The 14718-nt window shown below is 41.9% G+C and carries 13 protein-coding genes; 10 read left to right on the top strand and 3 right to left on the bottom strand.

What is annotated here, in order from left to right:
- Positions 1-19: 19 nt before the first annotated feature.
- Positions 20-1117: an MraY family glycosyltransferase gene (locus tag BUC07_RS05820; protein WP_175552472.1), complete on the bottom strand. Its 1098-nt coding sequence runs from the start codon at positions 1115-1117 to the stop codon at positions 20-22.
- 208 nt (positions 1118-1325) lie between these two features.
- Between BUC07_RS05820 and BUC07_RS05825 the strand changes: the two genes are divergently transcribed.
- From BUC07_RS05825 to BUC07_RS05855, 6 genes are all read left to right on the top strand, one after another.
- Positions 1326-2453 (top strand): aldose epimerase family protein, encoded by a 1128-nt coding sequence (locus BUC07_RS05825; protein ID WP_073167011.1) that lies wholly within the window; start codon positions 1326-1328, stop codon positions 2451-2453.
- A gap of 167 nt (positions 2454-2620) precedes the next feature.
- Entirely contained in the window at positions 2621-3130 is a 510-nt protein-coding gene (locus BUC07_RS05830) for an RNA polymerase sigma factor (protein ID WP_073167014.1), read from the top strand.
- Between the two features lie 28 nt (positions 3131-3158).
- On the top strand, positions 3159-5807 hold the full coding sequence (locus tag BUC07_RS05835; protein WP_175552473.1) for a TonB-dependent receptor: 2649 nt from the start codon (positions 3159-3161) through the stop codon (positions 5805-5807).
- A 185-nt stretch (positions 5808-5992) separates the two neighbouring features.
- Entirely contained in the window at positions 5993-6832 is an 840-nt protein-coding gene (locus tag BUC07_RS05840; RefSeq protein WP_073167021.1) for a FecR family protein, read from the top strand.
- Positions 6833-6844: 12 nt separating this feature from the next.
- Complete coding sequence (locus BUC07_RS05845; RefSeq protein ID WP_175552474.1) at positions 6845-7780, top strand: DUF4382 domain-containing protein; 936 nt, start codon at positions 6845-6847, stop codon at positions 7778-7780.
- A gap of 195 nt (positions 7781-7975) precedes the next feature.
- Positions 7976-8779: an SDR family oxidoreductase gene (locus tag BUC07_RS05855; RefSeq protein WP_073167031.1), complete on the top strand. Its 804-nt coding sequence runs from the start codon at positions 7976-7978 to the stop codon at positions 8777-8779.
- A gap of 14 nt (positions 8780-8793) precedes the next feature.
- On the opposite strand, the gene BUC07_RS05860 is transcribed toward BUC07_RS05855, so the two are convergent.
- Positions 8794-9420 carry a LysE family translocator gene (locus tag BUC07_RS05860; RefSeq protein ID WP_073167036.1) on the bottom strand — a complete coding sequence of 209 codons (627 nt, stop codon included), beginning with the start codon at positions 9418-9420 and terminating at the stop codon, positions 8794-8796.
- 106 nt (positions 9421-9526) lie between these two features.
- On the opposite strand from BUC07_RS05860, the gene BUC07_RS05865 reads away from it, so the two are divergent.
- Genes BUC07_RS05865 through BUC07_RS05880 form a run of 4 tightly spaced genes read left to right on the top strand, consistent with a single transcriptional unit; the run spans position 9527 to position 13309 of the window.
- A complete protein-coding gene (locus BUC07_RS05865) occupies positions 9527-10063 on the top strand; it encodes a hypothetical protein (protein WP_073167039.1) in 537 nt (178 codons plus the stop codon).
- 44 nt (positions 10064-10107) lie between these two features.
- Positions 10108-11010, top strand: coding sequence for an alpha/beta hydrolase (locus BUC07_RS05870; RefSeq protein WP_073167043.1), 903 nt, complete (start codon positions 10108-10110; stop codon positions 11008-11010).
- A complete protein-coding gene (locus BUC07_RS05875; RefSeq protein ID WP_083578123.1) occupies positions 11010-11534 on the top strand; it encodes an NUDIX domain-containing protein in 525 nt (174 codons plus the stop codon). Before BUC07_RS05870 ends, BUC07_RS05875 begins: the two co-directional genes overlap by 1 nt.
- Entirely contained in the window at positions 11531-13309 is a 1779-nt protein-coding gene (locus BUC07_RS05880) for an aminopeptidase P family protein (protein ID WP_073167048.1), read from the top strand. The genes BUC07_RS05875 and BUC07_RS05880 overlap by 4 nt, the downstream gene beginning before the upstream one ends.
- Before the next feature lie 83 nt (positions 13310-13392).
- Here BUC07_RS05880 and BUC07_RS05885 read toward each other — a convergent pair whose 3' ends face one another.
- Positions 13393-14166, bottom strand: a complete 774-nt coding sequence (locus tag BUC07_RS05885; protein ID WP_073167051.1) for a class I SAM-dependent methyltransferase — start codon at positions 14164-14166, stop codon at positions 13393-13395.
- Positions 14167-14718 lie beyond the last annotated feature (552 nt).

The following is a 14718-nucleotide window of genomic DNA, read 5'->3' on the forward strand; positions in this document are numbered from 1 at the left end:
GAGTTAAAAATACAGGGTTTTAAGAAGTATGTTTAACTATTTTTCCTTCCGCTGGCATTTTTACATGCTTTATTCGTAAAATCATGGATGGTACAAACGAAAGGAAAATACCAAATAAAAAAATTGCTAAAAACTGAAAGGTTACATTCAGCATTAAATTGTTTAGCAGCAAAGCAAAACCCATCAAAAATATATTTGCAATTATTATGATAATGGTCACTTTCAGGTGGCTGGGAACCAAGGCAAGTAACCGGTGGTGAATATGATTATTGTCGGGATGAAATGGTGATTTTTTATTCCAAAGCCTGATGGTAATTACCCGAAAAGTATCGATTAACGGAACCATAACCAGGGAAAAGGAGACTGCCGGTGCCGCAACTACTGAGTATTGCCCGGTTTTTATTATATTAAATTCATTGAATTTTATGATTATTGCTGAAATTATTAGTCCAATAACCAACGACCCGGCATCCCCCATAAAGAGTTTATTTCTTTTACCGAATACATTAAAAAGGAAGAACCCCATAAGGCTGCCTGTCAGTGCGAAAGACATAATTGCAAATTGAAATTGACCGACAATAAAAAACCACCACCCAAAAAGCGATGATGCAAATATGGCTAACCCGCTGCCAAGTCCGTCAATGCCGTCAATAAGGTTATAGGCATTAACAATGGCGAGAATTATAAAGAGGGTCAGTAAAACTCCAATAGCACTGTGGATTTGGTAAACTCCAAAGATACCATGAAGATTTGTAATTTGCAGATTTCCTAATAAAATTAGCAACATGGCTGCAAATAGCTGAACCACAATTTTTTTCCTTGCCGAAATAGCCAGTAGATCATCCTTCAATCCAATAAAGAACATAAGGATTATGGAGGCAACAATGTATTTGAGCGATTCAAAACTGTAACCGTTAGTAGCAATAATAGTACTTAGTACAAATCCTATGAAAATTGCAACACCCCCTAAAGGTGGGGTGGGCGTTGTGTGAATTTTTCTGTTGTTAATAGTGTCAAAAAGTTTTTTCTCTCTTGCAACTCTTAAAATTGGGGGAATAGAAATAATGACCAGCATAAAGCTCAGAAAAACAGCTAACAGAATTAAAAAAAATTCCATGTTCATGTTTGGATTTTGTATATTCAAAGAACAAATATATTAATAAAAGTTAAAACTTTTGAATATAGGATTTAAAATATGACCCAATGTTTATTGAATATTTTTTTAAAATCAAGTTTAAATCAGTATTGTTTTTAAGTTTTATGTTTTATAAAGAACCTGATTTTCATAATGATTTTGTACTTTTATTCCCAAATTTTAAATAATTATGAAGATACTGTCACTATTAATTTTGGTTACATCTTTTGCCGCGTGCTCCGGTACTACTGAAAATGAAATTGATATGCCTTATTCAAAAGCTGATTTCGAAGGAATTATTGATGGAGAAACTACCCGGATGTTTAAAATGGAGAACAAGAACGGGATGGTTGTTACACTAACCAATTACGGAGCGAAAATTATTTCGGTTTATGTTCCGGATAAAAATGGAATTTTTAATGATGTGTTGCTGGGGTTCAATTCCATTGAAGATTACCAGCGTTACGGTGCAAGTCATGGCGCAGTGGTTGGACCGTTTGCCAATCGCATTGCCAATGCGCAATTCACCATTGGTGAAGAAACCTATCAGTTGCCGGTAAATAATGGCGAGGCCTGTTTGCACTCGGGGCCCGACAGCTGGTATCGCAAAGTGTGGAACTACGAAAAAAACGGAAATGTGGCTACATTCTCACTCAAAAGCCCCGACGGTGAATTTGGCTTTCCCGGGAATAAAACCGTAAAAGTGACTTACACGCTTACTGATGATAATGAATTGAAACTCGACTATGAAGTTTCTACCGATAAAGCCTGCCATATCAATGTGACCAACCATAGCTATTTCAACTTGAAAGGCGAAGGGAACGGGAAAATCCTCGACCACGTGCTGGTTATAAATGCCGACAAATCGACACCTGTTGTGGATGAGAGCATGATTCCTACCGGTGAGATTGCAGACATTAAAGGAACCCCGCTCGATTTTACTTCTCCGCACACCATTGGAGAACGTATTGATGCGGATTATCCTCAGCTTAATTACGGAGCCGGTTACGATTTCAATTATGTGATTAACAAGCAGCCGGGCGAACTGGCTTTTGCCGCCAGCGCTTTTGAACCCGAAAGCGGGAGGTACATGGAAGTTTTTACTACCGAACCGGGTGTACAACTTTACACTGGAAATCATTTGCAGGGTACTGAAATTGGAAACAGCGGGGTGGCTTACACCAAACGTACCGGTTTTTGCCTCGAAACTCAACATTTCCCCGACAGTCCAAATCAGCCGGATTTTCCTTCAACTTTACTTCAACCGGGCAAAGTTTTTAAATCGACTACCATCTATAAATTTTCGGTGAAAGAGTAACCAGTGAATTAAATATTGACGGAGATTTGTCACAATTGTTAAAGCGAAAAGGCTAACGATTGTGGCTTTTTTTATGATGTTCCTGAAAAATCAGAATACGTATTTGGCAATAATACAGCTAACTTTGGGTTTTCTTTCAGTAAATTTGAAAGTATAAAGTGTAAATTTTGAAGAAACACAGAATCGATGCAAAAACCTGGTTTAAGGATATTTTCAATGCAAACTATGAATATATCCGGAACTACTTGTATTACCTTTCGGGTGATATGGAGTTTGCTGAGGATTTGGTGCAGGATGTGTTTCTTCGGCTTTGGGAAAAACAGGCTGACGTGAAAGAGGAAACTGTCAGTGCTTTTTTATTTACCATTGCAAAAAATAATTTTCTGAAAAGCAGACGCCGGGTGAAAAATGAATTGAAATTCCGGTCGGCTTTTTTTGATAATACTGAAAACAAATCGCCGGAATATATTATGGAAATGAAAGAGTTTGATCAAAAGCTGCAGCAGGTTATTTCAGAAATCCCTGAAAAAAGCAGAACGGTTTTTCTTATGCACCGGATTGACGGAATGTCGTACAGTGAAATAGCCGGTAATTTGCAGCTTAGTGTGAAAGCGGTTGAAAAACGAATGAGCAGGGCGTTAGCTGTTCTGAATGAAAAACTGGGCAAGAAAATTTAATTTGATAAAACGGAAAACGCAAGAGGTTTTGAAAAGATCGATTCAAAATAGTATCCTGATTTTGTTTTTCATAATCACCTTTCTGAAAGCGGGAGCGCAGGATCGGGTCATAAATTATTCTTCGGAAGGAAATTCGCTGGCATCGGTTTTGGAGGAAATAAGCAACCGCTATGAAACCAAATTTGCATTCAATTCAGGTGCTTTTCAAAACATAAAAACAAATTTTAATTTGCAGGATGCCACGCTCAGGGAATTTTTGGAATTACTGGAAGAAGAATATTTCATCCGGTCGAAAAATATTGACGGAACCTGGGTGCTGGTAGCCGATTTGCCTGTTGTTTCGGAAACGAAAGAGAAAAAACCTGAAGCGGCTGTTTTGTCCGGTTTTGTGAAAGATAAAACAACCGGCGAAAATTTGATTTACTGCAACGTGGCCACTTCCGGCGACAGGGGAGGAATGACCAATGAGCTGGGATTCTTTAGTTTTGAAATACCGGCAACCGATTCAGTTTTGATTTCTGTCAGTTATGTTGGTTTTCAGCGGCTTGACACGCTGGTGGCTCCTTCAACGGATCTGGTAATTGCGCTTGAACCACTGGAAATTGTGTTAGCCCCGGTCCAGGTTATCCATTACGAAAAAGAAGTTTTACAGGCCTCACCATTTGTGGACCGAATCAGTTTTAACCCATTGAAATCTTCAGAGATCCCACGAATTTCGAACGATGATTTGGGAAATGCACTGCAAATTATTCCGGGGGTGAATTTTTTGCAGGGCGGTATTTCCGGCCTCTCCATCAGGGGCAGTTCGCCCACCGATAACCTGGTGCTGCTCGACGGCATTCCGGTGCTCGAAACCAACCATTTGCTGGGGAATATGAGTGTGCTGAACTCCAAGTTTGTGAACCAGGCATTTGTTTCCAGAGGGGGATTCGATGCTGCGTACGGCGGCCGCGTGGCCGGATTAATTCAAATAACCGGGAAGTCGGGCGAAAACAAAAATCCTTATTTCGATGTGTCAGCCAACCTGCTCAATACAAATGTGCTGGCAAGTGTTCCACTTACCGAAAAATTTTCGGTAACCGCAGCCTGGCGCCGGTCGTTTATCGATCAATGGCAGAATTACCTCTATTACCGGCTCATCGACGATGTAATTGCAAGTGAGGATAATCCGGTTACTTCTTCCATCATTCCAACCGTTAAATATAACGATGTGAATGCCAAAATCAGTTTTCATCCTTCCGAAAAACTGGAGTTCAACCTGAATATTTTGTATGGAAACGATGAACAGAGCAGGGATTTTGAGTTGGTTCAAACAAACGATTACTATCGAAATGAACGGACGAATGGCAAAAATACAGGGGCGAGTTTCAACTGGAAATGGCAGGCAACCGGCAATTGGTTTCATTCCCTTTCTGCCGGAATGTCAACCCTTGAAAGTGAACGAATTGACGAAACAGGCGAACTGCAGGAGGTTACTGAAATAATTGAAAACCCGGGGCAGGGTGTTGGCAAGGGAAAAGGCCTCGCCAAAACAAAAGAACGCACATTCACCCGCGAAGTTTTCGACATTGATAACGGCTTCAATTATCTCGAGGAATTCAGGATCGGCTGGAAAACCACATTCAAGAAGGGAAATTTTGAAAATGAGGCGGGGGCCGGAATCACCACCAATAAATTTACATACGATTTTTACGCGGAACGTACCGGCGCCGAAATTGAAATTGATGCCATTGCCAGTGAATCAACACTGAAAATGATGAATGCCTTTTTTCAGCAGCGCATCGAATTAAATGAGAAATTTCATTTTAGATGGGGATTGCGCACCGATATCGATTTGGCAATTGGGAAAACCTACTGGCAACCCCGCGGTGGTTTGGAATTTCATCCGTTCAGCGGACTCAAAATCTATGCTTTGTCGGGCGTTTACTACCAGTTTTTGTCGGGCATTAAACGCTTCGACAGCCAGGGCTATTTTAACCAGGTTTGGTACCTGCCCGAAAACGATGGTCGTGGAACTGTAAAAAGCGAACATTACATTGGCGGAATAAAATATGAAAACAGGGGATGGTTTATCGATATTGAAACCTATTTGAAAAATGCATCGGGCAGGGTAAATTTATTTGCTGAAGAAGTTCGAAGAGGGAGCGACCTTACCGTAGCGTATTTGCCCCACAAAACCGAAGAGAAAAACCAGGGACTGGACTTGTTTATCCAGAAAAAACAGCGACATTTTAACCACATGATTAGCTATTCGCTGTCGTCTGCGGAAGTGAAAACTGAAGGCATTCTGGGGGACGATTGGTTTCCCGATTACAACGACCGGCCTCACCGGATGAAGATTACCGAAATGGTGAACTGGCGAAACTGGACCCTCACCGGAAGCTGGCAAATAGCAAGCGGATTGCCTGTTTTGAGGTTGCAGACTTCCAACGGAGAGGAAGGTTTTCAACGATCTGACTATTTTTCACAGCTCGATTTTGCACTGTCGAAAAAAGTGGTGTTGTCGAGGTTTGTTTTAAACGGCGGTGTTTCAATGCTTAATGTTTTTAACCGCGAAAATGTGGTGGAAGTAAATTACCTCCGGTTTTCTTCCGAATCAGGTTCCATGACCGTGCGTTCCGATATTTCTGCACTCGGGTTTACTCCTGTTTTTTTCATGAATGTGCAGTTTCAATAAATTGATATCCTTTTCCTGATTATCTTGTAGTGCGCTGATAATTATTGATTTGTAGTTAGTTGGTGCGGTTAGTCAAATTATATTTCAAAAAAAATACCATTTCTGGGTAGGGTAAATCAAACTTGGTGGATACATAGTGTGATACAAATTAGTAAAAATAGTGTTCGGGAAAACTTTTTGTCTTAATGGATAAGAATAAAAATAATCAATCAATTTCGGAAAAGGCTGATATGCTTATCAGCCAGTACCACGTAAATCCCAATGTGGACAAGGAGGAAGTACTGGGCACTGTTTTAAATAAAATTGAACGGAAAGAAACAAAATCTGTTCGCCAAATCAACTGGTTCCGAGCCGCAGGTATTTCGGCTGCTGCCACGGTTGCCGTTTTACTGGCATTCTATTTCTTCACGGCAACAATTGCCATTTCTGCCGGAGATTCCAAAATCCTCACTTACCGAATGCCCGACGATTCGCGGATTGTTTTGCGCAGCGGCAGTAATGCCGAATTCGGAAAGTATTTCAGAAAACGGCAGGTGGCACTTGAAGGTGAAGCGTATTTCGAAGTTGAAAAAGGAGATGGTTTTGTAGTCAAAACAGATAATGGGATTGTCAGGGTTTTAGGTACCCGGTTTTTGGTTTCCGGTAAAAATAGCAGATTGAATGTAAAATGTTACCAGGGAAAGGTAGAAACCGAATTTGAAAATAAATCCTGGATACTGGAGCCGGGGACGCAATTTGCAGGAGATGAAAGTACTGCAAATAAAAGCCGGTTTGATGAATCCGTTCAATTTCCTGATTTTGCGCTGTTCTCTAAAAATTTCACCAGCGCACCGCTCACCGAAGTTGTTCAGCGAATTGAAGATTTTTTTAAAGTCCAAATTAATTTGCAACCCGGAATAACAAAAACCTTTTCCGGAAGCATCCAAACTGCAAACCTTGAAAGCGCATTGCAAATAGTGTGTGAATCGCTCCGGTTAAATTACGAATTTGAAGATGATTACAGAATAAAAATTTTTAACTATTAAATGAAGATGATTATGAAAACAAAAAAGAAACAATTGTTGAAAACGAGAATTTTAGGATTGATTTCGCTGTTTGCAATTTTGGGACTTGTAATTGGATGCAACGAATCTTCTGATTCTGATTTAAACCCTGATACCGAACCGGGAAATGGATACGTGGTTTTGAAACTTACCGATGCCCCGTTTCCTGCTAAATCTGTGGCGGAGGCCAACATTTCTGTCGATTGGGTCCAGCTGCTCAGGTACGACGGAGAAAATGAACAGGAAGGCCAGAAAATTCACGAGTCTGATTCCACTCATATTTTGTTTGACCTGGAAGATACAGTGACATTCAATTTACTTGATCTAAAAAATGGCCAAACGGCTATTTTGGGTGAACAGGAAATTCCTGTGGACAATTACGACGAAATCAGGTTGCATGTTGTCGATGCCGGTATTGTTTTAACCAGTGGAGCAGAATACGATTTAAAAGTACCGAGCGGTGATGCCAGCGGTTTGAAGATAAAGCTTGATCCTTACCTTACGGTTGGCGACGGCAGCTATTCAGAAGTTTTACTCGATTTTGACGTGAGCCGCTCGTTTGTGGTGCGCGGAAACCTGAGCAAAGGGAAAGTGAAGGGGTTTATTTTTAAACCTGTAGTAAGAGCAGTTCCCAACTATCAGGCAACAACCGGCCAGGTTGAAGGAATTGTTTCTGATACTTCCGATGTCGTGCTGGAAAATGCCCGCTTGACACTTCTTTCGGGCGAAGACACGGTTATTACAGCAATTACAAACGAAGATGGGTTTTATGCAATGATTGGAATCCTTCCGGGGAATTATACCCTGGTTTCCGACATGGATGAATATATTGAGCAGCAGGTGGAGGTGACTGTTGAAAAAGGAGAAGTTACAGTGCAGGATTTTGTGCTTGCTCCGGAAGACGATGACGAAGAAAACGTAGATGAGTAATAATTTTGTTTTAGGGTTGAGATGCATTGTCTCAATTTGAAGTAAAAAAGCAAGGCGCCGGAAATGGCGCCTTTTGTTTTTTGTTAATAATGTACGGTGCAGTTATTTTATTGCTGAATTATATTACAAATCTTTTCTTTCCCGGTTTCGTTTTTTTCGTACTTTCGCAGTCAAAACAAACCGCTCGGGAATTTTATGCAAAATAAAGTAGTAATTATTACCGGGGCTTCTTCCGGAATCGGTAAGGCACTGGCTGTTAAATACATTAACGAAGGCTGGAATGTAGTTATTGCAGCACGCCGCGAAGACCGCCTTCTGGAGCTTCAAAAAAAATTGGGGCCGGACAATGTGCTTCCGGTAAAAACGGATGTTACAAAGCCGGAAGATTGCAGGATTCTAATAAATAAGGCGATTGAGAAATTTGGCCAAATCGATGTACTCATTAATAATGCAGGGATTTCCATGCGGGCACTTTTTAACAACACCGAAATGGAAGTGATGCACCAGTTAATGAATGTGAATTACTGGGGGACTGTGAATTGTACAAAATATGCATTGCCGCATCTTTTAAAACAAAAAGGTTCGTTGGTTGGGGTAATTTCAGTGGGTGGTTACGTTGGTTTGCCCGGCCGCGCAGGCTATTCCGCTTCTAAATTTGCGGTGCGCGGTTTTCTCGAAACACTCAGGATTGAAAACCTTAAAACCGGTCTCCATGTTTTAATTGCCGCTCCCGGGTTCACTGCCTCCGAAATTCGCAAATCAGCCCTTACTGCCAACGGCAACAAACAGGGCGAAACACCCCGCAACGAAAACAAAATGATGTCGGCCGAAGAATGCGCCCATCACATTTACAGAGCAGTTGAAAAACGAAAACGGCAACTGATCCTCACTTTTCTCGAAGGTAAGTTTACGGTGTTTCTCTCGAAAATAATGCCCAGGTTCCTGGATAAACTGAATTACAATATGTTTGCCAGCGAACCCGATTCACCCTTCAAATAAAACCGGTTTTAAATTTAATTCAGAAAAAAGAAAAGAAGTGACCCTAATACAATCAGAATTATAGTGCTTCCGGCAATCCGGTTAAACTGAAGAAATATTTTTTTGCTGATTTTATTTTTGAATTTACTGATTACTCCTGTAAGACTGAACCACCAGACGAGCGCCCCCAGGAAAAAACCGGATAAAATGACAAGCGCCCCTGCCGGGTTTTTTATATCGAGCGCAATCCCAAAAACGGCAAAAAGCGAAAGGTGTACAAACATAATCAGCGGGTTGGATGCAGCTACCAAAAATGTGGTAATGAAATTTTTGAAATAATTTTTACTGCTGTTTATTTCCTTTTGCGAATATTTATCGGGGTTGGAAAACAAAATGATTACTCCCAGTAAAAGCAGGATAATCGAAATCCCGGTTTTTAAAAGAACTTCATTTTCGCGGATGAAATGAAAAATCACCGCTACGCTAAACCCGGAAATGCCGGCATAAATAGTATCGGAAATGGCCGCGCCCATTCCCGAAAGCATTCCAGAAAGGTGGTTTTGATTGACAGTGCGCTGGATAACCAGGATTCCGGTTGGTCCCAGTAAAACCGAGGCCAGAAAACCCATTAAAACTCCCTCGAAAAGTAATTTGAAAATCATCGTGCAAAAATAACATTTTACACGTTTGGAAGTTTTTTATTCTGACATGTTTTCCTGATGGAATTATTTTTACTTTTATGTTTCGATTTTTTAAACTTGAAAAGCAATGGAAGAATTAACGGTTGGAACGCGCGTTGAACATCCGCGTTACGGCGAAGGAATTATTAGCAAAAACAACCTTACCGCATACGAGATTTTTTTTGAACGGGGCGGAAAAATTGAAATCACCAAGCGAAATACTGACTTAACAGTTCTGGAAAAAAACGACGAAGCTCCTGCAAAAACAGGGCTTTCTGTTGTCGATTTTGAAAAAGTTCTTACTTATGTGCTCGACCAGTACGGAGCTTTGAGCGAAGTGGTTCCGTTGGGCGAAAAATGGCACGGTGGTAAATTGCTTCTACAACCCGCAAATTCCGAACTTAAGCCAAAAGAAATTCCGGTGGAAGCTTTCTTTCATAAAATTGTGATGCTGCGCGACCGTTTGCGTGTGCTGGAACAAAACATCAACAGCCATAAAGAACTGAGCGACGAAGATAAAGTGAACCTCCAGCAATATATTACACGGATTTACGGTTCACTCACCACCTTTAACGTGTTATTTTCTGATAAAGAACATTACTTTGTAGGAGCAAAATCAAAATAATATTCATTGGCGTCTTTGCGCCTTTGTGAGTAAAATTAAACATAATGAAACAACTAATTTCTTTTTTTATTTTCGTTTTTATGTCATTTTCCCTTTATGCCCAGGATAAAGTTATAAAAGTATGGCCCAACGGAGCGCCCAACGACAACGGAATGACCGAGCCCGAAGAAAAGTACGAGGGCGTGCGGGTGCGGAATGTTTCCGAGGCCGAAATGTATGTGTATTTGCCTGATGAGAAAAATAATACAGGTGCAGCAGTGGTGATTTGCCCGGGTGGCGGCTACTGGATTGAAGCCATGGACCACGAAGGATATGACATTGCCGAATGGCTGAAATCCAAAGGAGTGGCCGGAATTGTTCTGAAATACCGGCTGCCATACGGAAACCACGAAGTGCCCTCGTCTGATGCCCGGCAAGCCATCAAAATTGTACGTAGAAACGCAACTGATTGGGGAATCCATCCGGATAAAATCGGGATTGCAGGTTCTTCAGCCGGCGGTCACCTCGCTTCCACCGTTGGAACCCATTTCGATTACGGAAATTTGTCTGCTCAAACTGAAGTAGAAAAAATGAGCAGTCGCCCCGATTTTATGTTGTTGCTTTACCCGGTCATTACGTTTCGTGAAGAATTTGGCCACATGGGATCGCGCAAAAATCTGATAGGCGAAGGAAACAACTGGAAAATGGTGGAAAAATATTCCAATGAATTGCATGTATCATCCGAAACACCTCCCACATTTTTGGTGTTGGCCGATGACGATTCAGGTGTGCCACCCCGGAATTCGGTAGAATTTTATTTGGCACTGAAAGAAAACAGTGTGCCGGCCGAAATGCATATATTTGCTGAAGGCGGACACGGTTTTGGAATTACCAAACACAACCAGCCGGCCGACCAGTGGCCCGACCTTTTTTATAACTGGCTGAAAGCCATAGAGATTATTGATTAATGCAGATTACACATCCTTTAAACGTATTAAAGTTTTGCCCGAAATGTGGTTCACCTGAATTTCATCAGTCGGGCGACAGGTCGTTAAAGTGCGATCAGTGCAGTTTTCATTTTTTTTTCAATTCGGCAGCGGCCGTTGCAGCTTTGGTAACCGATGGAGAAGGTAAATTAATGCTGACTACCCGCGCAGTGGAGCCCGATTCCGGTAAGCTCGATCTTCCGGGCGGATTTATTGATCCGGGTGAATCGGCTGAAAATGCAGTAAAACGAGAACTCGAAGAAGAACTTTCGATGAAAGTGAAATCACTCGAATACATTGGTTCGGCGCCCAACGAATATATATTTTCAGGATACAGCGTTTTTACACTCGATATGGCTTTTCGCGTTGTTCCTGAATCGGTTACCGGACTGGTAGCTATGGATGACATCCTTGATTACCGGTTTTTTGCTGAAGATGAAATCGATTACACGCAAATTCCTGCCCCATCAATTAAATCATTTGTCAAACAATATTTTTTAAAATGAACGAAATACGAAACCGCCTGAAAACACTGCGAATGGAAATGTTAAAGCACGATCTCGATGCCTGGTACATTTCGGGTACCGACCCGCACGCCAGTGAATACCTGCCCGACCGATGGCAAACACGTGCATTTATTTCCGGGTTTACCGGGTCGTACGGAGTAGTGGTGGTAACCCAGGAAGAGGCCGGATTGTGGACTGATAGTCGCTATTTCCTTCAGGCCGAAGAACAATTGAAAGGTTCCGGTATAAAAATGTTTAAACTACGCGTTCCGGATGCCATTTTACCCGAGGAGTGGCTGGCAAAAAAGCTGGACTCCGGCAGCAAGGTAGGGTTTGACCCGCAAACATTGACAGTGGCCGGATATCGCAGTTTGAACAATTCGTTGCTGAAAAAGGGAATCGGTACAGTGCAAACATCAGATTTATTTGAGAAAATCTGGGAAACCCGTCCCGAAATTTCCAAAGATGAAATCATTGAACTGGAGACAAAATATGCCGGTTGGTCGCGAAAAGAAAAAAGGGAGTTAGTGGCTTCGAAATTAAAAGAAGCGACTGCCGATTTTCAGGTGGTTACTGCCCTCGACGAACTGGCCTGGGTTTTCAATTTGCGCGGGTCAGACATTGCTTACAACCCGGTTTTTACTGGTTATGGCGTAGTCGGAAAAAATGAAGCAGCATTGTTTATAGATCCTGCGAAAATTTCGGCAGAATTGAGGGGCCTGCTTGAAAAAGAACGGGTTGAAATTTTTAATTATGCTGAATTCTGGAAATGGCTGAAATCAGTAAAAGGCCGAAAAACTTTAATCGATACTTCTTCCGCCAATTATGCGGTTTGGGATGCGCTTCATGATGGTAATTTCCTGCAAGAAGAAACTTCGGTTATTTCAATGCTGAAAGCACAAAAAAACGAGACCGAACTGAACGGATTTCGTGAGGCGATGAAGAAAGATGGTGCCGCACTAATGGAAGTATTGTTTTGGCTGAAAAACAACATCGGTAAAAAAGAAATTACGGAATACACCGTGGCCCAAAAACTGGCTGAATGCCGTGCAAAACAAGATGGATTCCGGGGCGAAAGTTTTCCGCCAATTGTGGGGTACAAAGAACACGGTGCCATTGTGCACCTGAATGTGGGGCCGGACGATGCACTTCCTTTGGAAAAAGAGGGAATTTTGCTGTTCGATTCCGGCGGCCAGTATTTAAACGGAACTACCGACATCACTCGTACAGTGGCGCTGGGTGAAGTCACGCCGCAACAAAAAACCGATTTTACGCTGGTGCTGAAAGGCATGATAGCATTAACGATGGCTGTATTTCCGGAAGGAACAAAAGGCGCGAACCTCGATGTGCTGGCCCGCAAGGCGCTTTGGGAGAACGGACTCAATTACGGGCACGGAACCAGCCATGGGGTGGGGCATTTCCTGAATGTACACGAAGGGCCGATGTCCATCCGCCAGGAGTTTAATCCGGTGCCCCTAAAACCAGGAATGGTGATGTCCAACGAACCCGGTCTTTATCGCGAAGGCGAATACGGCATCCGCACTGAAAATATGATAGTGTGCGTGGAACAGGGAAATACTGATTTTGGTAAATTCCTCGGATTTGATACATTGACGCTTTGTCCGATCGACACTTCGTTAATCGACAAAGATCTTCTGACCGAAAACGAAATCGACTGGCTGAACAGTTACCACATAAAAGTGAGGGAAGAACTGAAACCACTGCTTTCGGAAGAGCTGCTGGCTTTTTTGGAAGAATTGACACAGCCGCTGTAATCCGTCAAGCGGTTTCAAACCGCTCGATGGATAACTTTGATTTCAGCCATTCTCCCACTCGCTGTGAGGGCATGACTCGCTTTTCATAGCTTTTTCCCAATATAAAATGCATACCCATAATATGCGCTATACTTTGAATATAACTCCGCTTCGTGCCGTTGGTTGGCAATCAGCTCTTCGGCCGTTTTGTTGCCGGCATATTTTTTCAGAAAGGCTTTCTGTGCTGCCACCTGCGGAACGTAAAAATGTTCCGTCCAGCAGTTTTCAGGCAGAATAAAAGTGGCCACCGGAACATACCCGGCTTTTTGCAGTTGCGCCACTTTGTTGGGTATAGTGTCTATTTCCGGATAAGCTTCCATCCAGAATTTATGGATTTCTTCCGGCCTTTTTTCAGTGAACCACGATGCTTCCGAAACAGCGATAAAACCTCCGGGGCTCAGGGATTTCCTCCATTCGTTTAAGCCCCGTTCATAACCGATATTGTAGATTGCTCCCTCAGACCAAATCAGGTCGAATTCTTCCTCCTGAAAAGGAAGGTTTTCCATTGATCCGGTGATGCCTTTCACCCTGTTTTGAAGATTCAGCTTTTTAGTATTTTGGTTGAACAGGTCAATAAATTTGGAAAACAAATCGACCCCGGTAAATTGTCCCGGTGCGTTTTGTGCCAACACCATCGTCTGTCCACCGGTTCCGCAGCCAAGGTCGGCAATGCGCGACTTGTCATTCAGATTATCAATAAAGCTTAGTGCTTTACGTGTTACTTCCGGACTGCCCGGCCCCTGTCTTTCAATGAAAGAAAAATATTCACAGATTAAATCGAAATCGAATTCGTGAATGGATTTATTATCATTACTCATGATTTTATTTTTTTGTGTTTTGCCGGAAAGTTAGATCTCAAAATTTCTGTTCCGGCCAATAAATAATTTTTAAAAATGAAAATACTCTATCCTGAACAGGACAGCGTTTACTGGAGGGATAACCAGTGGCAAAAACCACAGGTTATTTAGCGCACCGAATCCGAATTAAATTTATACATCCAATTGTTTTAGTGTAGTAAAAATAAGAATTATTTTGCAATAAATCCACTCCTTTGAAAATTGCGCCGAGTGGTTGATGATAAAGTCGAACGATTATTACAAGAACAAAAATAAATCGGGCTTTCTGGATGAAAAATAGTTAAAGTATCTTTGAATCAGTATTAACTTACTCGATTGATAATTTTAGGTTACCACAATATTGACTGAAAACAATATTTAATTCCTTGTTTGAAAAACAACCGGGAGATAGATTTCAGAGCCCTTTTTAGCCCGGATTATTCTTACCGCAGCACAAGGCTGCAAACAAAAATACATAATTTGTACTTTTGAGTAAAAACGAATTATGAATTTTACCGAAGCATTCAATAAGAG

The sequence above is a fragment of the Tangfeifania diversioriginum genome (assembly GCF_900141875.1).
In the GTDB taxonomy this organism is placed as follows: Bacteria; Bacteroidota; Bacteroidia; order Bacteroidales; family Prolixibacteraceae; genus Tangfeifania; species Tangfeifania diversioriginum.